Source organism: Pseudomonas sp. B21-048 (assembly GCF_024748615.1).
In the GTDB taxonomy this organism is placed as follows: domain Bacteria; phylum Pseudomonadota; class Gammaproteobacteria; order Pseudomonadales; family Pseudomonadaceae; genus Aquipseudomonas.
Window position 1 is genome coordinate 1221786 of sequence record NZ_CP087168.1, and the last position, 21341, is coordinate 1243126.

The window sequence follows — 21341 nt, forward strand, 5'->3', positions numbered from 1 at the left end:
GGGGTCACTCCGGAATTAAATCGGCGGCGATTATCACGCCATTGCGCGCTAGGTGCACGTAGTGCGCGATGAATATACCGGTTTCCAGTTCACCTTCCAGACGATAGGGAATGGGTTGGTCGGGTTTTTTCAGCAGTTTCACCAAGTCTCGAACCCTGGGCCACAGGTTGGTGCGGACCGGTACCTTGAAATAGGCACTGCGTTTGGGGCCGATCGTGAACCAGTGTTCGTGCTCGCCTTCAGTCAGCAACATGTCCCCCAAGTGAATGCGATATTCCAGGGCACGCACCGTCAGGTCTTGGTCGTTGGGATTGTCGACGCGAAAATGCAGCAGGAATTTCTGCTCCAGCAGCTTGGCCCGGACCACCTCGACCTTGACCAGATGCACCTGCGGATCCGGCAGATTGTCGCCAAAGTCGAACCACGACGTACAACCGCCGAGTCCTGAAAACAGGAGCAAGGTGAACATATAGAGCGCAAGTCGCCGGGTGGTCATGGTCGTGTTTCTCCCTTGGCCCCCAGTCTAGCCTCAAGCGCCGAAATAACTCGCGCAACACTTCTTGAACTTCTGCCCGCTGGCGCAAGGGCACGCATCGTTGCGCCCGGCCTTGAGCGGCACGGTGGGATCGATGAAATACCAGTGGCCGGCGTTCTGCACGAATGACGAACGTTCGCGGTGGCTGTGTTCGCCGCTGCTATCGTGCCAGCGAGCGGTGAAGGTGACGAAAGCGTGCTCCGGCTGACCGCCGAAAACCTCGGCGCTTTCCACTTCCAGGCCGAGCCAGGTGCTTTGGGCGCTCCAGTCGCTGATCGACTGGCGATCCAGGCCGGGCTGTTGCGCAGGCAGAGTGGTCGCCACCAGATAGTCGATCAGCCCCAGTACATAGGCGCTGTAGCGCGAACGCATCAAGACTTCGGCGCTTGGGGCGGGGTGGCCAGCGTGGTAATGGCCGCAGCAGGCATCGAGCAGCGTGCCGCTACCGCAAGGGCAAATGGATGTACTCATTGCGTTACCACCAATATTTCCCGAAGTTTTCCGGATTGGCCCAGAAGCGTGAGTTGAGCCAGTCGGGCACCTGCTTGTAGTCAAGCAGATCGTAGGTAAACAGGGTCAGTACTTGATCGTCGCGCTGGAAGCGTTCGCTGGCTTGCAGGGCCAGGGAGAAAAAGTCTGTCTCTTGCCAACCGCACGCCGGCAAGTCGGCCAGCACCGCAATGCGACTGGTATTGAGATTGCGTATGCCACCGAGCAGATTGAGGCCGTTGCGCTTGGGCAAGTGTTCGAGGCAATCGACCACCAGCGCCAGATCAAACCGTTGCGCCGCCAGTTCGGCCGGCAATGGCCCGGGCGCCGCAAAGGCGACGTTGCTATCCGGGTGCGCGGTTTTGAACGCTTCGAGCGCGGGGAATTCGCTGGCGCCAATCAGCAACAGACGCGCCGGGGCGTAACGATCAAGCAAAGCGGCCAACGCCTGTTGGGGCGTGCGCGAAGAGATACCTGCAATCATCAAAGATCCTCAATCAGAACGCCAAGACTAGCCTGCCCCAACGTCCGGGCCTAGTGTCCTGTTTCGCGGGTTCAGCCCAAAAGGACCGATCTTCCGTGAACAGGGGGCAAAACAGCAATGGCCTATTGCTGGCGGAGATTAAAAGTCGGGTCTTTACTCCCTAGAATCGGTTTTAAGCCGATCCCTCAGGAGAAGAACTAGATGAGCATAATTCGGACAGCATTACCCTTGGTTCTGCTAACCAGTGTGTTGACTGGTTGCGCAGGTTTACAGAAAACCGACTGGCCGACCTGTGCGGCGGTCGGTGGTATCGTCGGTGCAGGGCTCGGCGCGACCGAGAGTTCGGCATGGGCAGGGTATGGCGCGCTGCTGATCGGCGGCACGGCAGCGGCCTATTGCTGGGTGCACGGCGATGGCGACGAAGACGGCGATGGCGTACTGGACAGCCGCGACAAGTGCCCGGGTACGCCTAAAGGCGTGCGGGTCGATGCCGACGGCTGCCCTCCACCCGCGCCTGCGCCGGTGGTCGAGGAGACGGCGGTGGTCAAGGAAGAAGTCATTGTTATCCGCGATGTGCACTTCCAGTTCGACTCGGCCAAGCTCACCCCTGCCGATAAAGACGTACTCGACACCATAGCCACGCGCCTGAAACAGGAATCCTCCAGCGCCCAACTGACCGTCACCGGTCATACCGACAGCGTCGGCAGCGATGCCTACAACCAGAAACTGTCGGATAGACGTGCCCATTCGGTGGTGGAATACCTGATTTCCCAAGGCATACCACGCAGCAGTTTCGTGTCTGTGACCGGTGCCGGTGAAAGCCAGCCGGTGGCCGATAACAAAACCGCTGACGGCCGCGCGATGAACCGCCGCACGGAAATCAAAATCAACCGCTAAGCCCCTTGTATTCCGCGGCTTGTACAGTCGCGGATGCGGGTCTTTACTCCTGTGTGACCGGTATGGGCCGGTGACACAGGAGCATTCACAATGAGCGTTCTCACAAGGACCGTCTTGCCGGCTGTGCTGCTTGGCAGTCTTCTGACCGGTTGTGCGACTCACAGCGATGGCACCGCCCCTCTCAATCAACGTACGTGGCCGATCTGCAGTGTCATAGGTGGGCTGGTCGGTGGCGGTTTGGGTGCCATTGAAAGCAGTGGCTGGGCAGCGGGTGGCGCGGCGCTCGGGATCTTGACCGGTGGCCTGATCTGCTACGCCCAGGATGGCGATGAAGACGATGATGGCGTCTTCGATCGACGTGATCGCTGCCCCGATACACCTGCCAATACACCCGTTGAACATCACGGTTGCCCGCTGCCGCAATACCCGGCCAGCGTGAAACCTGTTGAGGCACCGGTCTCTGAAGTCATCACCTTGAACGGTAACGTGCTGTTCGCCTACAACCAATCTGACCTGATGCCCGAAGCTCGGAGTCAGCTGGATTCGCTGATGGCCAAATTGCAGAACGCCGACGTAGTGAGCGTCAAAGTCGTCGGTCATACCGACAGCCAGGGTTCGGACACCTATAACCAGAAACTCTCGGAACGGCGTGCCAGCAGCGTGGCGGCCTACCTGTTGAGCCAGGGGCTGGCGCCGAACAAACTCACCAGCGAAGGCCGGGGCGAAAGCCAACCGATAGCCGATAACGACACGGAAGAAGGGCGGGCGCAAAACCGTCGCGTGGAGTTGCATATCAATCGCTGAGCCATGAGATAGAGCCGTTGGATGACGATTCAGGCTTGTCCGGCGGCCAATCCGCGACCTTCGGGAAGAATTTTTTGTTGCCCTCTGGCTTATCCCGCAGGTAAGCCGTTACTGTGCGCGCAAAGAATAATTCTCAACGGGGGGCGCGTATGAAGGTATTTTGGGGCCTGGGGAAGTGGTTGACCCTGCTGTTCTGGCTAGTAGTGCTGGTCAATCTGCTCATACCGTTTGTTCATCCGCTGCACCTGTTGGTCAATCTGGCGGGCAGCGTGCTGGCAGGGCTCCATCTTCTGGAGCTGGTGTTCTGCAACCGCAGCCTCAAAGGTCGAGCCCACCCTTGGCGTGATCGCCTGAAAATTGTCTTTTTCGGCGTTTTCCACCTGCAAACCATTCCGGCCCCGGCCGCTTCGAAGGCCTCCCATGCGTAAACTTTGTCTGCTCGCTGCACTTATCAGCCCATTGGCCTGCGCGCAGGTAGTGAGCGTCGAAACCAACTCGCTGATGCGCTTGCCCAACACCGCCAGTTCCTTGCAACTGGAACGGCTGGAAGTCGCCGATTACGGCACCTTGCTGATTCCCTCGAACGTGACCGAACTGACCGTCGGCGAGCTGCACCTGGGACGTGACGCGCGGATCGCCATTGTGCCGAGTGAACAAGCGCTGGCGTTGAAGATCAGCCGTGCCGAATTGGCTGAGGGCAGCCAGATCACAGCACGGGGGGCGCCAGGGACTTACCTCAAGGCGGCCCGCTCCGGGCGCAATCTGGATCTGCAGATCAACGCGTTGAACGCGCCGCAATTGTCGGTAGACGCTCGCGGTGGCGCGGGCGCTCCGGGTTTTATCGGCCTCGACGGGGCCAACGGTCAAGCGCCAGGTTGTACTTGGGGCCAGGCCGGTCGCGGCGCCGATGGCAGTAATGGCAGCGACGGCCAGCCGGGTGCGCCAGGGGCGCTGGTTCGACTGGAAGTGCCACGTGATTACCCGGCGCAGCGGATCAAGGTCGAGATTGCCGGCGGGGTGGGTGGCACGGCAGGGCCTGGTGGAAAGCCGGGAGCGGGCGGCAAATCCAAGGGCTGCTTTGTTTATAAAGCCGACGGCGGCAAGAGCGGCCACCCCGGTGCCGATGGTCAGCCAGGGCCTGCGGGAGTGGCGGGTTCGGTGACGATTCAGCGGTTGTAAGCCCTCAAGCGATCGTTCCCACGCAGAGCGTGGGAACGATCACGGCCGAGCCGCCGCAATCGCCACCAGCACCAACCCGACCATCAGGTTAATCCCCACCAACCGACGAATCCTGCCCAGCACCGCCGCGCCCGCCGGCCAATCCTGAGCCGTCACCGCCGTGCGCAGTTCCGGCAGCAGCAACGCCTGAATCCGGATAAACAGCGCCGTCATCACCACATACAATCCCATCATCACCTGCACATACCGCGGCGCCGCTTCAAATCCGGCGAACTGCAGATGAATCATGCCCACGCCGCTGATCGGCAAAAGCACCACCGCGATCCAGACCCAGCGGAAAAAGCCTTGAAACACTTCCACCCACAGCTTCAATCGGGCAGGGCCTTCCAGCGCCTTCATCGCCGCGGGGCGCAGGACCATCCAGGCGAAAAACATGCCGCCGACCCATACCAGGGCGGCCAGGACATGCAGGGTATAAACGATGCCAAAAGGTGTCATTGAGGTACTCCGTTCTGCGCGGGATTGATTAGCGGGGTATGATAGCGGCCGATCCGAACCACTGAAAATTTATCCAGCCTTTTTTGCGCCCGACAATCCATGATCAGCACCGAACTCAAAACCACGATCCAGGGCGCCTATTCGCGTTTTCTTGAAGCCAAGAGCCTCAAGCCGCGCTACGGTCAACGCCTGATGATTGCCGAAATTGCCAAGGTCCTCGGGGATATCGACACCGACGACGAAGGCCGGCGCAGTGGCGATCCCGCGATTGTCGCGGTGGAAGCCGGCACCGGTACCGGCAAAACCGTGGCCTACAGTCTGGCGGCCATCCCGACCGCGAAGGCCGCCGGCAAGCGTCTGGTGATTGCGACGGCCACCGTGGCCCTGCAAGAGCAGATCGTCTACAAGGATTTGCCCGACCTGATGCGCAACAGCGGGCTGAATTTCAGCTTCGCCCTGGCCAAGGGGCGCGGGCGCTACATGTGCCTGTCCAAGCTCGACATGTTGCTCCAGGAAGGTCACGCGCAGACTGCCACCGCGCAGCTTTTCGAAGAAGAAGGCTTCAAGATCGAGGTCGATGAGGCCAGCCAGAAACTGTTCACCAGCATGATCGAGAAGCTCGCCGGCAATAAGTGGGACGGCGACCGCGACAGTTGGTCGACGGCGCTGGAAGACGCCGACTGGGCGCGGCTGACTACCGATCACAGCCAGTGCACCAACCGTCATTGCCCGAACTTCGGCCAGTGCGCCTTCTACAAGGCTCGCGAAGGCATGGGCAAGGTCGACGTGATCGTCACCAACCACGACATGGTCCTGGCCGACCTGGCCTTGGGCGGCGGCGCGGTTCTGCCGGACCCGCGAGACACCATCTACGTGTTCGACGAAGGCCATCACCTGCCGGACAAGGCCATCGGTCACTTCGCTCATTACACGCGTCTGCGTTCCACCGCCGACTGGCTGGAAACCACCGCCAAGAACCTCACCAAACTGCTGGCCCAGCACCCCCTGCCGGGCGATCTGGGCAAGTTGATCGAACAGGTGCCGGAGCTGGCCAGGGAGATCAAAACCCAGCAGCAGTTCATGTTCAGCGCCTGCGAGCAAGCCGCCGACTTCAAGCCCGGCGAAGACGTCGAAGGCCGCGAGCGGCCACGTCACCGTTTCGTCGGCGGGGTGATTCCCGAGCACATGCGTGAAATGGGCATCGAGCTGAAGAAGGGCTTTGCTCGCCTGACCGACCTGTTCACCCGGCTCACCGAACTGCTCAAGGAAGGCATGGACGGCGAGGTCAATATCGGCATCGCCAGCAACCAGGCCGAAGAGTGGTATCCGCTGTTTGGCAGTCTGTTGTCACGTTCTTCGGGCAATTGGGAGTTGTGGACCGCCTTCACCGTCGAAGACCCGGAAGACAACCCGCCCATGGCCCGTTGGCTGACCCTGGCTGAAAGCGGTTCGCTGTTCGACATCGAGGTCAATGCCAGCCCGATCCTCGCGGCGGACATGCTCCGGCGCAATTTGTGGAACGTGGCTTACGGGGCGCTGGTGACATCGGCGACCCTGACCGCTCTCGGCACTTTCGACCGCTTCCGCATGCGCGCCGGCCTGCCCAAAGCAGCTGTGACCGCGGTGGTGCCTAGCCCGTTCCATCACGCCGACGCCGGCGTGCTGCGGGTGCCGGACCTGAAAGCCGATCCGCGTGATGCGCCGGCTCACACGGCGGCAATCATCCGCGACTTGCCGCAACTGGTAGAAGGTTCACGAGGCACCCTGGTGCTGTTCTCTTCACGCAAGCAGATGCAGGACGTGTTCGACGGTCTGGACCGCGACTGGCGCAAGCAAGTGTTCATTCAAGGCAACCTGTCGAAACAGGAAACCCTGAACAAGCACAAGGCGCGGGTTGATGGCGGGGATTCGAGCGTGCTGTTCGGCCTGGCGAGTTTCGCCGAAGGCGTGGATTTGCCCGGTGCGTACTGCGAGCACGTGGTGATCGCCAAGATTCCGTTCTCGGTGCCCGACGATCCGGTCGAAGCGGCGCTGGCGGAATGGATCGAGGCTCGCGGCGGCAATCCGTTCATGGAAATCTCCGTGCCCGACGCCTCGCTGAAGCTGGTCCAGGCCTGCGGTCGCTTGCTGCGGACCGAAGAAGACCGCGGCACCATCACCTTGCTCGACCGTCGTCTGGTCACGCAACGCTACGGCAAAGCTATTCTCAATGCATTGCCGCCATTCCGTCGTGAAATTTCCTGATGCACCGGTGGGCAAATAGGCCCACCGCGTTGTCTACCTCACTGCCACCGCTTTTCCACTGGCCCATTGATGGTCGCTTGGGAGATCCACGTTCTTATGATTCGCCGTTCGCTGCGCCGGTCGTTACCTGCCGTTTTTGCCTTGATGTTCGCAGCCCCTTTGCTGGCGGCCCCTGCCGGCCAGCAAGCGCTGTTCAACTTTGTGCGTCCCGCCGACGTGGTTCAGGTGGCGACCCAGGACGCCAGCCTGCCGCAGTCCAACGCGGAGCAAACGGCCGAAGGCGAAGTGCTGCGCCGTGTGACCTTCAACCCGGTCGCCCAGCCAACCTTGCGCCTGACGCCGCAAACCGGTGCCTGGGACTGGTCGCAGTCGGGCGTCATGAGCCTGCGGATCCAGAGCGCGATGAACTGGGCCGTGACCCTGTACGTGAAAATCCAGAGCAATGACGGCAAGACCCTGGTCAGCCGTGTCGATCTGCCGGCCGGCCCTGCGCAAACCCTGCTGGTGCCACTGCAGCCAAGTTCACCTTTGAGCCAGGGCATGAAAGCCGGCCCGCCGATGCCGATCAACTTCGAAGGCCAGCGTGTATTGCTGGCCAGCAGCGCCGGTGAGCTGGATCGCAGCCAGGTGGTGTCGGTGACCTTGTCGATGGATCAGCCGAAAGTCGCCCAAAGCATCCTGCTGGAACGCTTCGGCGTGCAGGACGGCGAGGCTGTCACCAAAGCCGCTTATGGCGGTCTGGTGGACGCCTACGGCCAATCGACCCGGGCCAAGTGGCCGGAGAAGGTCAGCAGCGACGAGCAACTGAAATCCGCGGCGGCCAAAGAACAGCAACAACTGAAAACCTGGCTGGCTGAGCGCGAGAAAACCTCGCTGGACAAATTCGGCGGCTGGACCAAAGGTCCGGCCTTCAAGGCCAGCGGCTTTTTCCGTACTGAAAAGCGTGATGGCCGCTGGTACCTGGTGACGCCGGAAGGGCATCCGTTCTATTCCCTTGGCGTCAACAGCGTAACTCCGAGCGTCAATCAGACCTACGTCGCCGGTCGCGAGTGGATGTTCGAGTCCCTGCCCAAACCCGACGAGCCCCTTGCCAGCTATTATGGCGAAGGCGACAACCGTGGCGGCAATGGCGCCGATCAGGGCCGAGCCTACAACGCCGGTCGCTGGTACGATTTCTATGGCGCCAACCTGCAGCGTCTTTATGGCGAGCCTTGCGTGCCGGGCAGCGACACCAAGGCCGGTGTCGCCGAAGCGGCCAAGGCCGGCGCCGTTGAAGCGTCAGTCGAAAAAGCGGCCGAGCAAACGACCGCCGAACCCTGCAAAGTGGTTTTCGATGAACAACGCTGGGCCAGTCATACCCTCGATCGCCTGCAAGCCTGGGGTTTCAATACCATTGGCAATTGGAGCGCACCGGTGTTGGGCAACACTGACCGAGTGCCGTACACCTTGCCGCTGTCGATCGTCGGCGATTACGCCAGCATCAGCACCGGCACCGATTGGTGGGGCGGCATGCCCGACCCGTTCGATCCGCGTTTCGCCATGGCCACCGAACGCGCCGTGGCCATCGCCGCCCGCGACCATCGCGACGATCCGTGGTTGATCGGTTACTTCGCCGACAATGAACTGGCCTGGGCCGGTCCAGGCGATGACCCGAAGGCCCGTTACGCGCTGGCCTACGGCACCTTGAAAATGACCACCGATGTGCCGGCCAAACGTGCCTTCCTCAAACAGCTGCGTGATAAGTACCGCAACCAGGCGGGCCTTTCCAAAGCCTGGGGCATTGATCTGCCGGCTTGGGAATTGATGGAAGACCCGGGCTTCGTGCCGCCGCAGCCGAGCGCCGAATACCCGGAAATCGAAGCCGACTTCAAATACTTCCAGAAAGTGTTCGCCGACACCTACTTCAAAACCGTCTCCGATTCGCTCAAATGGCATGCGCCGAACCAGTTGTTACTGGGCGGCCGCTTTGCCGTCAGCACCCCTGAAGCCGTCGAATCCTGCGCGCAATACTGCGATGTGCTGAGCTTCAATATGTACACCCTGCAACCTCAGGACGGTTACGACTTTGCCAAACTGCGCAGCCTGGACAAACCGGTGCTGATCACGGAGTTCAACTTCGGCTCGGCGGATCGAGGCCCGTTCTGGGGCGGCGTAACACAACTGGCGAAAGAAGAAGACCGCAGCCCGGCCTACGCCAACTTCCTCAAACAGGCAATGAGCGAACCATCGATTGTCGGGGTGCATTGGTTCCAGTACCTCGATCAACCGGTGACGGGTCGCCTACTGGATGGCGAGAACGGGCACTTCGGTCTGGTGGGCATTACTGACCTGCCGTTCCAGGGTTTCGTGGACAGCGTGCGCAAAAGCAATGTGCAGACTGTCGATCAACTCGGTAAAGAGGCCGAGAAGGCTGCGGCCGAGGCGGAAAAAGCCGACAGTCACGAAGGTGGCAAGCAAGGCGATGTCGGCAAAAGTGCGGGGCAAGGCGCTGGTCATGCGGGTGGGCATTCGGGCAATGGTCATTAAGCACTGATATCCCCTGTGGCGAGGGAGCTTGCTCCCGTTGGACTGCGTAGCAGTCCCTTTTTTGGGGCCGCTGCCGCAGCCCAACGGGAGCAAGCTCCCTCGCCACATGGGTTTCTGATTAATTCTATGGGCGGGTACACCGCCCGGCCCGACCCTGTTCCCAAAACCCTCAAGGGCTGGAAGAATGCGGGCCACTTTGTAGAGCGTTTATCCGGGAGAGTTTTGGGTGCAGATTCAGGGTCATTACGAGCTTAAGTTCGAAGCGGTGCGCGAAGCTTTTGCGGCGCTGTTCGACGATCCTCAGGAGCGTGGCGCGGCGTTGTGCATCCGCATTGGCGGGGAAACCGTTCTCGACCTCTGGGGCGGTACCGCTGACAAGGACGGCACCGAAGCCTGGCACAGCGACACCATTGCCAACCTGTTTTCCTGCACCAAGACCTTCACCGCCGTGACCGCGCTGCAACTGGTGGCAGAAGGCAAACTGCAACTGGATGCTCCGGTCGCCCGCTACTGGCCCGAGTTCGCTGCCGCTGGCAAAGAAACCGTGACCCTGCGCCACTTGCTCTGCCATCAGGCCGGCCTGCCTGCGCTGCGCGAGTTGCTGGCCCCTGAAGCACTTTACGACTGGCAGACCATGGTCGATGCCCTGGCCGCCGAAGCGCCATGGTGGACGCCGGGTGAAGGTCACGGTTATGCGGCGATCACCTATGGCTGGCTGGTCGGTGAGTTACTGCGTCGCATCGACGGTCGTGGGCCGGGCGAATCCATCGTGGCGCGGGTCGCGAAGCCTTTGGGGCTGGACTTCCACGTCGGCCTCGCCGACAAAGAGTTCCATCGCGTAGCGCACATTGCCCGTGGCAAGGGCAACCTCGGCGATGCCGCGGCCCAGCGCTTGCTGCAAGTGACCATGCGCGAACCGACGGCCATGAGCACCCGGGCCTTCACCAACCCGCCGTCTATAATGACCAGTACCAACAAACCGGAATGGCGGCGCATGCAGCAACCGGCCGCCAATGGTCATGGCAATGCCCGCAGCCTGGCCGGGTTCTACGCCGGTCTGCTCGACGGCAGCTTGCTGGAAAGCGAAATGCTCGACGAGCTGACCCGCGAACACAGCATCGGCGAAGACAAGACTTTATTGACCCGGACCCGCTTCGGCCTGGGTTGCATGCTCGATCAACCGGACGTACCCAACGCCACCTACGGCCTCGGCCCACGGGCGTTCGGTCACCCCGGCGCCGGCGGCTCCATCGGTTTTGCTGACCCAGAATACGATGTGGCCTTCGGCTTTGTGACAAATACCCTGGGGCCGTACGTCTTGATGGATCCACGAGCGCAACAGCTTGTGCGAGTACTGGCCACTTGTCTGTAAATCACGCTTAAGGGGGCCAGGGCCGGAACCCGAAAGCCTTTGTGGTTTCAAAGCGCTGTTTATCCGGGCTAACCCGGTCTGATTCTTCATTACTTCATTTTGTGGATATCCAATGTCATCCAATAAAACTCTCGCCCTGGCCCTGTGCTTCGCTATCACCGGTTGCGCACAAACCCCACAAAATGATGCAGACGGCGGCAGCTGGTGGCCGTTCGGCTCTTCCGACAAGGTTGCGACCAAAGAGCCGGCCCCGGCCCCGCTGAAACCTGCTGCAACAGCCCCTGTTGCCAAGGCTGACAGTGCATCCCCTTGGTACTGGCCGTTCGGTTCCGATGATGGCGCCGGCAAGGTCGCCAAGCCCGACGTGAAGCCTGAGGTTAAACCTGAAGCCAAACCGGTCGCTGTGGCCAAGGCTGAAGCCGATGCCGGTGGCAATTGGTGGTGGCCGTTCGGCGGCAAGGAGCAGAGCACCGCTAAAGCCGTGCCGATGCCCGATCCGAAAGTCACCCAGGCCTGGCTCGACGACTACGAACCGCGTCTGCGCGAGGCGATCAAGGACAGCAACCTGAAACTCGAGCGCCGTGAAAACGTGCTGGTTGTCACGGCGCCGGTAGAAGGCTCGTTCAACCCTGATCGTCCGGCCATGCTACTGCCGGTAACACTCGGCCCGTTCACCCGTGTCGCGAAAATCCTCGAAGTCGATCCAAAGACCGCTGTGTTGGTACTCGGTCACAGTGATACGTCGGGCGCCGCACCGGCCAACGTGAAGCTGAGCCAGGAGCGCGCCCAGGCAGTGGCGGCTATCTTCCGTCTCAGCGGTCTGCAGCGTGATCGCCTGATGCTGCGCGGCATGGGTGGTGAGGCTCCGCGTGCCGCCAACGACAGTTCCGAAGGTCGTGCCTTGAACCGTCGCGTCGAGCTGTTGGTGACACCGGCAAACACCATGGTCGCGTTGCTGAGCAAGTACAACATGCCGGCTCCTGCACCGATGAAAACTATGGTCGCTGCGCAAGACATCAAGCCAGTGGCCAAGCCTGTGACCCCGGCACCTGCTGCGAAGAAAGCGGCTGTGCCGGCGACGAAAAAGGCACCGGCCAAGAAAGCGGCCGCCAAGGCTCCAGCCAAAAAAGCAGTGGTGAAAAAGACTGCGCCGGCCAAAGCTGCTGCCGACACCAAGAAAGTCGCTGTCGCCGATGACACAAAGAAGTGATTCGTTAACCAAAAGGAATGCGCCATGACCCGGCCCTTGGCAGATATGCGTCGCGACTACACTCGAGATGGCTTGACCGAGGCGCAAGCCCCGGCCGAGCCGTTCGCGCTGTTCCATCAGTGGTTTGCCGATGCGGTGAAAACCGAGCAGGTGCCGGTGGAGGCGAATGCCATGACGCTGGCCACCGTCGATCAGGACGGTCGGCCGCATTGCCGCATCCTGCTGCTCAAGGGCCTGGATGAGCAGGGTTTCACCTTCTTCACCAATTACGAAAGCGACAAGGGTCAGCAACTGGCCGCCAATCCATTTGCGGCCATGACGTTCTTCTGGCCAGCCCTGGAGCGCCAGGTGCGCATCGAAGGGCGGGTGGTGAAGGTCACGCCTGAAGAGTCCGACGCTTATTATCAGGTTCGTCCTCTGGGCAGCCGTCTCGGTGCCTGGGCCTCGCCCCAGAGCCGGGTGATCGCCGATCGCGCCGAACTGGAAGCGCTGCTCAAGAACACCGAGCAACGTTTCAGCGACACCCAGCCTCACTGCCCCGAGCACTGGGGCGGTTATCGCTTGCTACCCGAGCGCATCGAATTCTGGCAGGGCCGTCCGAGCCGTCTGCACGATCGCCTCAACTACCGCTTGCAAGGCACCGACTGGGTTCGTGAACGCCTGGCGCCGTAAACAATCTACCGATCGGGATACCCTGCCGCTGCGGCCTCAAGCCACTGAGGCAGGTCCCGCCGCTTGATCTTCTGCGCTTGAGCGTTCGTCAGTTGCTGAAGCATGAAGGCTCTTTTCTGATCGTCTTTACCCGCCAGTGACAACGCCAGATCACGGTCCATCCAGCGTTTGATCCGCACGTACAACCACCAATGGAAGTACAAGCCGGCGACGGTCGTGACGACAATGATGAAGTAATCCATGAAAATCCTTGGGTCAGCGGCGCAGATTTTGTAATTTGACGCTACTGTGTGCTGAGTTCGAAAAAGCGCCTGTATCGGGCCTGAATGAAACCAATTTTATCCGGGCAATGCCGTGACAGGCGTCAAGCTGCGGAGTTTAATGGATACCTGTCCTATGGAGTTTGATGCTATGCGTAAGTCTGTTCTGCTGGTTGCTTCCTTTTCCACGATGGCGATGTTGCTCACTGGCTGCCAATCGAGCTTGACCGGTGACTCCTACTCCCGTGACGAAGCGCGTCGCGTGCAGACGATTCGCATGGGTACCATCGAAGCCCTGCGTCCGGTGAAAATCGAAGGCACCAAAACCCCGATCGGCAGCGCCGCCGGTGCAGTCGTGGGCGGTGTCGGCGGTAGCGCCATCGGCGGCGGTCGCGGCAGCATCGTCGCAGCAGTCATCGGCGCTGTCGCCGGCGGTCTGGTGGGTTCGGCTGCCGAAGAAGGCCTGACGCGCACTCAAGGTGTTGAAATCACCGTGCGCGAAGACGATGGCAGCATGCGTGCCTACGTACAACAGGTTCAGGAAAACGAAGTGTTCCGTGTTGGTGAGCGTGTGCGGATTGCTACTGTTGATGGGACTAGCCGCGTTACGCACTAAGCGGGAATACGGGTAAAAGAAAACCCCGATCAGGTGGAAGAAGTCGGCGATGTTATGATCGCTAGTTTCGTCCACCCAGTCGGGGTTTTTCATGCCTGTTGCATTTTCGTATATTCGTTTTAGCAGTGCAGAACAGGCTCATGGCGATAGCCTCACGCGCCAGCAAGAGTACGTCGCCAAGTGGTTGCTGTCTCATCCCGAATACGATCTGAGTGGCGCAAGTTTCCAAGACCTTGGCATCAGTGGTTACTCCGGCAAGCATCTCGAAAATGGATTCGGCAAGCTTCTCGCTGCTGTCGAAAGTGGTGTTATTAAATCCACTGATGTTGTTCTGATCGAAGCCATCGACAGGGCAGGGAGACTCGAACCTTCAGTGATGCTCCACCTGCTTACAGGTATTGTGAACGCGGGAGTAAAGTTGATCACGCTGGACGATGGAATCACGTACAGCAACGACCCCAACAATTCGAACAACCTTTTTCTCCTAGTCGCCAAGGTGCAGCAGGCACACCAGTACAGTGATGCGTTGAGTCGAAGGATCAAGGACGCATACACCCGAAAAAGGGAAAAAGCTGCTGCGGGTGATGGCGTCAAACGTCACACACCAATCTGGCTCACTTCCGAAGGCAAACTTGTCGAAGGTCTTGCACCGATCATTGTCCAGGTGTTCGAGGACTACGCAGACGGACTTGGCGAGCGTCGAATCCTCTCCCGCATTCGTGGAAAGCACCCATCTGTTGAAGCTACAAATCCGACGACGTTGAAGCGTTGGTTGCGGAATCCAACCGCGATTGGACGTTGGAACGACATCGAGGATGTCTACCCACCTGTCGTCAGTAAAGAACTTTGGTACCGAGTACAAAAGCGTTTGGAGGAAGGGTATGTACCGCGATCCGCTCCTTCCAAATATCTGCTGTCTGGCTTGGTTCGATGCGGGCGGTGTGGCACCAATTACTGTGTCGTGGACACGAAACGCTCTCCTGCTGTCATGCGTTGTTATCGACGCCATCGTCAGGGTGCTGAGGGGTGTTCAAATGGAAGTTCGATACCTATGCACGTACTCGATTTTGTCCGTAGTCAGACAATGTATGGAGCTATGCAGCGTGCAGCTCAGAGTCGGAACCTCACGTCAGGCGAGAAGCGGTTGATTGAGATCGAAGGTGAGTTGAGCGAGCTACGTCGTCAGTCGGATAACGCTGCGGAAGGGTTGGCAAAGTATGGAATGGTTCCTGCGATTACCACAGTCCTCGACAGGCTAACGGAGCAAGTCCAACAGCTTGAACAGGAGAGGGCGTTGCTCAAGGTTTCACCGGCACCAGTGACCGTGGATGCCATGATCGATCTACAACATACTTTGCTGGATGACGATCAGATGCGGTTGAACGCTCTGCTACAAGGAGTGGGTTACGTCATCGTATGTGACGGCACCACAATCACCGTAGACGAGCCACATCTTCAGACCGAGGGTGATCGTCAGGTATACGAGTATGTGGGTTCACAGCGCTCCACGGAGACGTACAGGGTGACTGAGAACAATCACACTGAACATCACCTTGATATGCCAAATTCCAAGCGAGTGGCTGCCGCTATAGCGGACTTTGAAGCAACTCCAATCACTCAGCACCTACGCTGGAATGGCACCGAGTTTGTTGACGAGTGTGACTGAGAAGCTGGGAAAGATTGGGCATCTGACGTCGTGTAACCGACGTCGGAAACTCTCGATAAACCCCAGCAAAACCTACTTCAGTTTCGTCTTGTTCCACGTGCCAACTTTCGCTCTGTCCAGTGTTTACGGGGTTACATGGCTGTCTGGACTAAGCAGGAGGCGTTCTCCCTCGCTGGAAACCGGTTTTGTGCTTATTGAAGCTATTGGAGGTGTGTGGGATGGGAGTGCTTAGATGCCACAGTGCGTTTCAGAGTTATCACCCAGCGTCAACTAGTCCTTGACAGAAAGTGTCAAACTGCGTAGAATGACCACATCAGACAAACATGCCGAACACGTCCCGCACCCATACAGTGCCAGATGATCGGTATTGTGCTGTCTATATATTGGCTAACCACCACTGACGGTCAAAGCAACACCGAGAGACTAATGATGAATCAGCCACAAATGATCCAACTCAAAAAAGAGGCCAAGCACCGACGCTAACAGAGTTCACTACTTCTTTGAAGATAGAACGATGACGACGATGCCGACCTTGAGTCGGTTTTTTTATGCCTCAGATTTACCAAACCAATCAGGCACAACCCGAGAGGTAACGCCTACTTACGAACTGAGCAAGGAGAAATAACATGCAAGTATTTAATGTCGCTACACCTGAAGTGAATACCACCGCTGAACTGATCGACCATTTCCGTGCTGATGGCGATCACGATATCGCCGATAATCTCCTCATTCAAAGTGGCTCATTGGAGCTTCGCTCCGCCCAAGATTATCACTACTCAGATGAGCGCCCTTCCATCTCCGAGATGGAAAATGAGCTGGCTTTCATCCGCCAACATATGGTCGTGTTAAAGAGCCATCCTGATCAAGTCACGCCAGAACGCTCAGATGCCGTTATCCGAGCTCTTTATGCTCTGGCATACGACGCCTTGGAACAACTGGCTGACCGCTAGCAATTCCCAGAAAAAGCTTATCGGCTTTAGTTATAGTTATTGAGTCGTACAGGCACGTTTGAAGTATTAAAACCTTAGAACGCAGATCAGCCTAGCGAGCATTCCGCTGGGCGTGATTCTTCTTACCCCGGCAATAACGCCAACGGCACAACCAATACTTAGAGGTGAACGCCAACCAAAAACAACATAGGGGAAATATAAAAATGTCGAACTACATCATAATAGATAAAGAATCAAACCTGATCGTCAAGGTGATCGCCTCAAGCACTCAGCCGGGACCGAGCACAAAGTATCGAGCAATACGAGTATCCGAAGCCATTTTGGCCAAATACGATAAGCGGGCCAGGCTGAAGTCCAGAAACGGTACACTGGTAGACGCCGGAGAGCTAGCAAACGTGAGCCCTGCGTTTTTTGAACTGTTACAGGCTCGAAGCTAGAGCCACTATTTACTGGTCTAAATCCATGTAAAAAAGCCTACCCCTAACTACCCTACAGGCTGGGTGTTTTTACATGGGTTTCAGTCAGTGGATACGGGGGAGTAATTACCGGAATCAGGCAAAGCACACCCTCAACAAAATATTGAGATAAATAAATCGGCAATACCGAGGTAACGCCTATGAAATGAACTTGAACAGGAGAGTGAACAATGAGTAACGCAATCGAACAACAAGCTGTCGAGCTACGCCAAGAAGGAATGTCCTACGCCAACATCATGAAGGCTACCGGACTGCCAGAACGTAAAGTCAAGGCGCTGACCAAGGGAGTCACCAAGGTTAAGCGGATCGATACACCATTTGCCAAGGCAGTGGAGCGCGTGTTCACGCTGGCTGTAAGACCGCATGGCATTCGTGACTACGAACTACGCGACATCTTGCACCAGGAGTATGGCAGTACTTGGGACACCACCACAGGCCAGTATGTCAGCAACTACGACAGCAACGTCATCAAGCGCGTCCGAGAGAAGGTGAGACTCCGTGCAGCACTGGAAGATTGCAACGCCCTGTTCACGATGGATTGGGTCGATGAGGACGCACCGACTGCGGGTAGAGAGTTTCTGGAAGCTTCTGCTGCCGACCTGATGAGCCGTATTGAAGGTTACGTAAACGAGTTCATGGAGCACCATGCCACACGCTGGAGAGAAGACAGTGAGGAGGCCGACCAAGCCCAACGCAAGCAACTGTATGCGGCGAAGCGCCACCTGCTGAAACTGGCAGTCAAAGACTATGGCAAGGAACCATTAGATGTGTTGTTGGAGCGCTCCGTGGCTATCACCGACGCGCTTGAGGGGACACTTGACGCACCTATCCCCCAGTCACGTGCAAATAGGTCCGGTGGTGATGGCGAGCCTGATACAGACACACTGAAGTATTACCCGGAGCCGTCACGCACTGACCCGTTCCTAGACTTCGTTGCATCTCAAGGCTGGCTGAAAGAGGTTGAGGGCAGATTCATATAGATGAGAATTAGTTTCATTTGTCCGGCCCGCGACCACCATACTATAGAGCCGGACAGGCGAGACAGTATGCCGGGCAAAGCGTGAGCTTTCAGCCTGAGCACCGAAGAAGGAACTTCTTGATTCAAACCTCAGCATGGCTGGAAGCCATATGTTACGCACAGTAGGAAGTTGATCCCAATAAAATAGTAAGGGCCATATTAATGAATGAAATGAATGGCCCAAAAAAAAGAGTGATACTCAAAGGCTAGCCTTCGGTGCTAACCACTATTGTGAACGCACGTTCACGATTAGCACAGGACAGACGAAGTCTGAAGATAACCATTCCAAATACAGGATTCACTAACGTTCATTAATTCCTGTTTTAAAATTTCAGTAGGGAATCCATGAAAGGACGAGCCAGGATTACAGCTTGTCGCTGTATCGTGCTAAACCTATGGCGTAGCCATTCTCTGTGCTAGCTCATGATCGCGGCCGCTTTTGGTGTGAACAATTCAACGGAGCTTATGAGCAATTTAGTACATGCTTCATGATTTCCGGAGCGACCATTTCAATCGAAGTATTCATTAGTGCGTCATTGATCTGGAATTCATTCCTTTTTAGATAGTCAATCAGGGTACGTTGATAGGTATCATAATCAGGATGGCGAGGAATTATACACTTCTTGTTCTGATCCCTGATGATGTCTACAGCTCTAATAACCTGTTTTCGACATCCGCTGTCTCGAAGATACTTAGTTAAATCATCACTGCGACGCTCAGCAAATGGAAGAGCTTGTGAGTTGTCATACACCTCTTGGTAGTCTGGATTGTAATTTGCACACGTTCGGTAGTAGCCAACAGTAGTCTGAGCCTGAGCAACTGAAGCTCCAGCAACTCCAAAGATAACTACTGTAGAGAAAATTAATGCTTTTATTGACTGCATATTACGCATCCTATGCTTCGGTTAATGGTGTTGTCATCTCTAGCCAGCATTTCCGGGGTTCCGGTGCGAACAGCAAGCGGAACGGTAAGCACATGCTATTCGGAAGGATCACCCCTCCGTTGCGTATGCTTCCAGCAAAGCCAATATCTCTACTGCTACACCCAGCACCAAAAAAAGTGTTCCCCAACCGTACCACGTGGCTTTAGTGCGAGGCTGCTCACCCAGCTTGTACAAGTAGCCAACAACAGCACAGCAAAGGGCAATTAACAGAAGAAAAGATGCGTTAGCGGACACAAGAAGGTTCCCTTGGTGGTTTGCAGAAGAGACAACGTGATGTGGATGGTGCTCTCTGGAATATCGGGTGCTGATACCGCATGAACGGCTTGGTGTTGATCAGGCAGCAGCTTGGACTGATTTCTGATTGGGTAATTTATCCCAAATTCAGATATCTGAAAACCGGATATAGGTTGGGAGGCTGCCCACCCGTAGCCAACCCCTCATGCCCAAGACGATCTATAGGCCCGAACATGCAGTGCTTTTGTCTCTGCTGAAGAAGCACAGGAAAGCAGCTGGCCTAACTCAAGTCCAGTGTTCAAAGGCTCTGGAGCGCCCACAGTCCTTCATGAGTGATGTTGAAAGCGGAACTCGTCGCTTGGATATCGTGCAGCTTCGCGACTTGTGCAAAGTCCTGGGGATTGGCCTTACAGACCTGATAGTAGAGTTTGAGAAGTCATTGTCAGAGGACTGACAGGGCGATAGTTCACATCCCGGTTCCGGGCTAGAACCCTTGCGGAAATACTGGCCTGAGCTAGCGTTGATGGTGTCGCCAGCGTGGCGATAAGCCATCAAGGAGCAGCACATGGCTAACAAACGTGGTCGAGACTCAGGGAATGGTCAGTTCATTCCTATTGAGAAAGCGAAGAAAAACCCAAAGACGACAACGGTAGAAACTATCCCGAAGCCAACCAAAAAGGGTAAATAGCATCACCGTGAGGGTGTCGCTAGACTCCCTCACACCCATCAAAGATGAACACCCATGACCACCCAAAACGAAACCATTGCTGACGTACTGGAGCTGATAGCACTCAACCAAATCGCGCTACGTGCCGGGATCGAAGAACTCGCCAAATGGGTTCTTGAGCGTGGTAGCAAGGACATACACACCAGTGTCCTGACAGCCTTGCAAACCCTAGACACAAACGCAGAAGGTATTGACAGTGCTATCAAGATTCTTCGTCAAGAATGCTCTTAACATATCGTTGTCGACCGTCTGCAATATGTTAAGATAGCCCCATCACCAACAATGACAGGGGCGAACAATGAAACAGGTAGTGGCTTACGCACGGGTTAGTACAGACGATCAGTCACTTTCCGTAGCTGGTCAGTTCGCCGCTATCAAGATCGCAGCAGAGGCCAACGGGTGGGAGATTGTTGCTGAGTTCACTGATCAAGGCGTCTCAGGCAGCATCGACCCCCTAGAGCGTCCACAGTGCAGACTTGCCTTAGCCATGGCGAAAGGTATGGGTTGCCCGGTCATCGTTCACCGCCTCGACCGTCTTGGCCGTGACCACGCTCACTTCGTCACCTTGCAAAAGAAATTCAAGTTCATCGAAGCTGAAGACGTACATGGCAGTGGTCTGGTGCGCAACATCAAGAGTCTGCTGGCCGAAGAAGAATTGATGAAGATTCGCCAACGTACAAAGACTGGATTAGCAGAATTGAAAGTGCTGGCTCTTCTTGATACCAAGGAGGGTGCTGAGGCTCGCCAGAAGATTGCCAATCGGGATGCTGGCCGTAGGGCTGCATGGGCTGTGGGGAATGGTGCTGCTGTACAGGCTAAGGCTGTCAACGCCAATAACCGTGCAAAGGCATTGGAAGCTGAACTGAAAGCCTGCCTGTACGATGGTCAACCAACATTCGCCGCCATCGCCAAATGCTTGAACGCTAAAGGTATAACCACCGAACGCGGGAGCGCATTCCAACCCATGACAGTGAAGCGTCTGATGGAACGATTGAACCTGTCTCTTGTATGAGCCTGAGCCAGTTCAGGAGCTTGCATACCGCTCGTGACAGCGAGTTCACACCAACAGCAGTACGTCGCCTGATGATCGCTCTCAACGTCTCGTTCTGAGGCTGTGAGAGCCTCCAGCGGCCACAGGTTATTATGAAATTGCTCAGCTTTCTATTTGAGCTAGGAGCACAGCACTAAGCACATAGGATACGCCGACCGTTTTCCAGAATGACCCCACCCCCTCTTCATAAAAGTGCTCATAAAAAAAATTGGGCGATTGGGTTTTCGTGTAGGAATGCACTCAGCATTACCGGCTTGCCGGATGAACGTAGTGATTATTTTCTAGCTGGCTGAGCGTAGCGATTATCAAAGTGTGAAGTCTGAAAATCCGGCGGCTGGGAAATGGACTGTAAAGCCTCATTGGCTGTAAGAGTTAGGACACGCCGATGTCCGTGCCCTAGAAACCCCAGACATCAAGGAAGAGTTTCACAGGGACTACGGCGGTGGTGGCGATACGGTGTACAGCTTTATCTGCCCCAACTGCCAAAGCA

General features: G+C 57.1%; 23 protein-coding genes. 17 read left to right on the plus strand and 6 right to left on the minus strand.

What is annotated here, in order from left to right; translation table 11 throughout:
- Positions 1-4: 4 nt before the first annotated feature.
- Genes LOY56_RS05495 through LOY56_RS05505 form a run of 3 tightly spaced genes read right to left on the minus strand, consistent with a single transcriptional unit; the run spans position 5 to position 1508 of the window.
- Positions 5-496 (minus strand): LEA type 2 family protein, encoded by a 492-nt coding sequence (locus tag LOY56_RS05495; protein ID WP_258620395.1) that lies wholly within the window; start codon positions 494-496, stop codon positions 5-7.
- A 33-nt stretch (positions 497-529) separates the two neighbouring features.
- A complete protein-coding gene (locus LOY56_RS05500; RefSeq protein ID WP_030131297.1) occupies positions 530-1006 on the minus strand; it encodes a YchJ family protein in 477 nt (158 codons plus the stop codon).
- Between the two features lie 4 nt (positions 1007-1010).
- A complete protein-coding gene (locus LOY56_RS05505; protein WP_258620396.1) occupies positions 1011-1508 on the minus strand; it encodes a DUF6231 family protein in 498 nt (165 codons plus the stop codon).
- A gap of 201 nt (positions 1509-1709) precedes the next feature.
- Here LOY56_RS05505 and LOY56_RS05510 point away from each other — a divergent pair, with 201 nt between their 5' ends.
- The 4 genes from LOY56_RS05510 (at position 1710) to LOY56_RS05525 (ending at position 4388) form a co-directional block, all read left to right on the plus strand.
- Positions 1710-2405 (plus strand): OmpA family protein, encoded by a 696-nt coding sequence (locus LOY56_RS05510; protein WP_258620397.1) that lies wholly within the window; start codon positions 1710-1712, stop codon positions 2403-2405.
- Positions 2406-2495: 90 nt separating this feature from the next.
- Complete coding sequence (locus LOY56_RS05515; RefSeq protein ID WP_258620398.1) at positions 2496-3209, plus strand: OmpA family protein; 714 nt, start codon at positions 2496-2498, stop codon at positions 3207-3209.
- 149 nt (positions 3210-3358) lie between these two features.
- Positions 3359-3637: a DUF1145 domain-containing protein gene (locus tag LOY56_RS05520; protein ID WP_258620399.1), complete on the plus strand. Its 279-nt coding sequence runs from the start codon at positions 3359-3361 to the stop codon at positions 3635-3637.
- Positions 3630-4388, plus strand: coding sequence for a collagen-like protein (locus tag LOY56_RS05525; RefSeq protein ID WP_258620401.1), 759 nt, complete (start codon positions 3630-3632; stop codon positions 4386-4388). The genes LOY56_RS05520 and LOY56_RS05525 overlap by 8 nt, the downstream gene beginning before the upstream one ends.
- A gap of 39 nt (positions 4389-4427) precedes the next feature.
- On the opposite strand, the gene LOY56_RS05530 is transcribed toward LOY56_RS05525, so the two are convergent.
- Complete coding sequence (locus tag LOY56_RS05530) at positions 4428-4886, minus strand: CopD family protein (protein WP_258620403.1); 459 nt, start codon at positions 4884-4886, stop codon at positions 4428-4430.
- Between the two features lie 99 nt (positions 4887-4985).
- On the opposite strand from LOY56_RS05530, the gene dinG reads away from it, so the two are divergent.
- The 5 genes from dinG to pdxH all read left to right on the plus strand — a co-directional run bounded on the left by dinG (position 4986) and on the right by pdxH (position 12910).
- Positions 4986-7130, plus strand: a complete 2145-nt coding sequence (gene dinG, locus LOY56_RS05535; RefSeq protein ID WP_258620405.1) for an ATP-dependent DNA helicase DinG — start codon at positions 4986-4988, stop codon at positions 7128-7130.
- Between the two features lie 96 nt (positions 7131-7226).
- Entirely contained in the window at positions 7227-9656 is a 2430-nt protein-coding gene (locus tag LOY56_RS05540; protein ID WP_258620407.1) for a beta-galactosidase, read from the plus strand.
- A 226-nt stretch (positions 9657-9882) separates the two neighbouring features.
- The gene (locus LOY56_RS05545; RefSeq protein ID WP_258620408.1) at positions 9883-11028 is read left to right on the plus strand and encodes a serine hydrolase domain-containing protein; all 1146 of its coding nucleotides are present in this window, start codon (positions 9883-9885) and stop codon (positions 11026-11028) included.
- Positions 11029-11140: 112 nt separating this feature from the next.
- Positions 11141-12238, plus strand: a complete 1098-nt coding sequence (locus LOY56_RS05550) for an OmpA family protein (protein ID WP_258620409.1) — start codon at positions 11141-11143, stop codon at positions 12236-12238.
- A gap of 24 nt (positions 12239-12262) precedes the next feature.
- Positions 12263-12910 (plus strand): pyridoxamine 5'-phosphate oxidase, encoded by a 648-nt coding sequence (pdxH, locus tag LOY56_RS05555; RefSeq protein ID WP_258620410.1) that lies wholly within the window; start codon positions 12263-12265, stop codon positions 12908-12910.
- Between the two features lie 5 nt (positions 12911-12915).
- Here pdxH and LOY56_RS05560 read toward each other — a convergent pair whose 3' ends face one another.
- On the minus strand, positions 12916-13152 hold the full coding sequence (locus LOY56_RS05560) for a hypothetical protein (protein ID WP_258620411.1): 237 nt from the start codon (positions 13150-13152) through the stop codon (positions 12916-12918).
- Positions 13153-13321: 169 nt separating this feature from the next.
- Here LOY56_RS05560 and LOY56_RS05565 point away from each other — a divergent pair, with 169 nt between their 5' ends.
- The 4 genes from LOY56_RS05565 (at position 13322) to LOY56_RS05580 (ending at position 17858) form a co-directional block, all read left to right on the plus strand.
- Entirely contained in the window at positions 13322-13786 is a 465-nt protein-coding gene (locus tag LOY56_RS05565; RefSeq protein ID WP_123719780.1) for a glycine zipper 2TM domain-containing protein, read from the plus strand.
- Between the two features lie 91 nt (positions 13787-13877).
- Positions 13878-15452, plus strand: coding sequence for a recombinase family protein (locus LOY56_RS05570; protein ID WP_258620412.1), 1575 nt, complete (start codon positions 13878-13880; stop codon positions 15450-15452).
- Between the two features lie 626 nt (positions 15453-16078).
- A complete protein-coding gene (locus LOY56_RS05575; RefSeq protein WP_258620413.1) occupies positions 16079-16402 on the plus strand; it encodes a hypothetical protein in 324 nt (107 codons plus the stop codon).
- 646 nt (positions 16403-17048) lie between these two features.
- Positions 17049-17858, plus strand: a complete 810-nt coding sequence (locus LOY56_RS05580; protein WP_258620415.1) for a hypothetical protein — start codon at positions 17049-17051, stop codon at positions 17856-17858.
- 501 nt (positions 17859-18359) lie between these two features.
- Here LOY56_RS05580 and LOY56_RS05585 read toward each other — a convergent pair.
- Positions 18360-18779, minus strand: a complete 420-nt coding sequence (locus LOY56_RS05585) for a hypothetical protein (protein ID WP_258620417.1) — start codon at positions 18777-18779, stop codon at positions 18360-18362.
- Between the two features lie 499 nt (positions 18780-19278).
- Between LOY56_RS05585 and LOY56_RS05590 the strand changes: the two genes are divergently transcribed.
- The 4 genes from LOY56_RS05590 to LOY56_RS05605 all read left to right on the plus strand — a co-directional run bounded on the left by LOY56_RS05590 (position 19279) and on the right by LOY56_RS05605 (position 20812).
- Positions 19279-19527: a helix-turn-helix transcriptional regulator gene (locus tag LOY56_RS05590; RefSeq protein WP_258620419.1), complete on the plus strand. Its 249-nt coding sequence runs from the start codon at positions 19279-19281 to the stop codon at positions 19525-19527.
- Positions 19528-19638: 111 nt separating this feature from the next.
- Entirely contained in the window at positions 19639-19761 is a 123-nt protein-coding gene (locus LOY56_RS05595; protein ID WP_258620420.1) for a hypothetical protein, read from the plus strand.
- A gap of 54 nt (positions 19762-19815) precedes the next feature.
- A complete protein-coding gene (locus tag LOY56_RS05600; protein WP_258620422.1) occupies positions 19816-20031 on the plus strand; it encodes a hypothetical protein in 216 nt (71 codons plus the stop codon).
- A gap of 67 nt (positions 20032-20098) precedes the next feature.
- On the plus strand, positions 20099-20812 hold the full coding sequence (locus tag LOY56_RS05605; protein ID WP_258620423.1) for a recombinase family protein: 714 nt from the start codon (positions 20099-20101) through the stop codon (positions 20810-20812).
- The last annotated feature ends 529 nt before the right edge of the window (positions 20813-21341 follow it).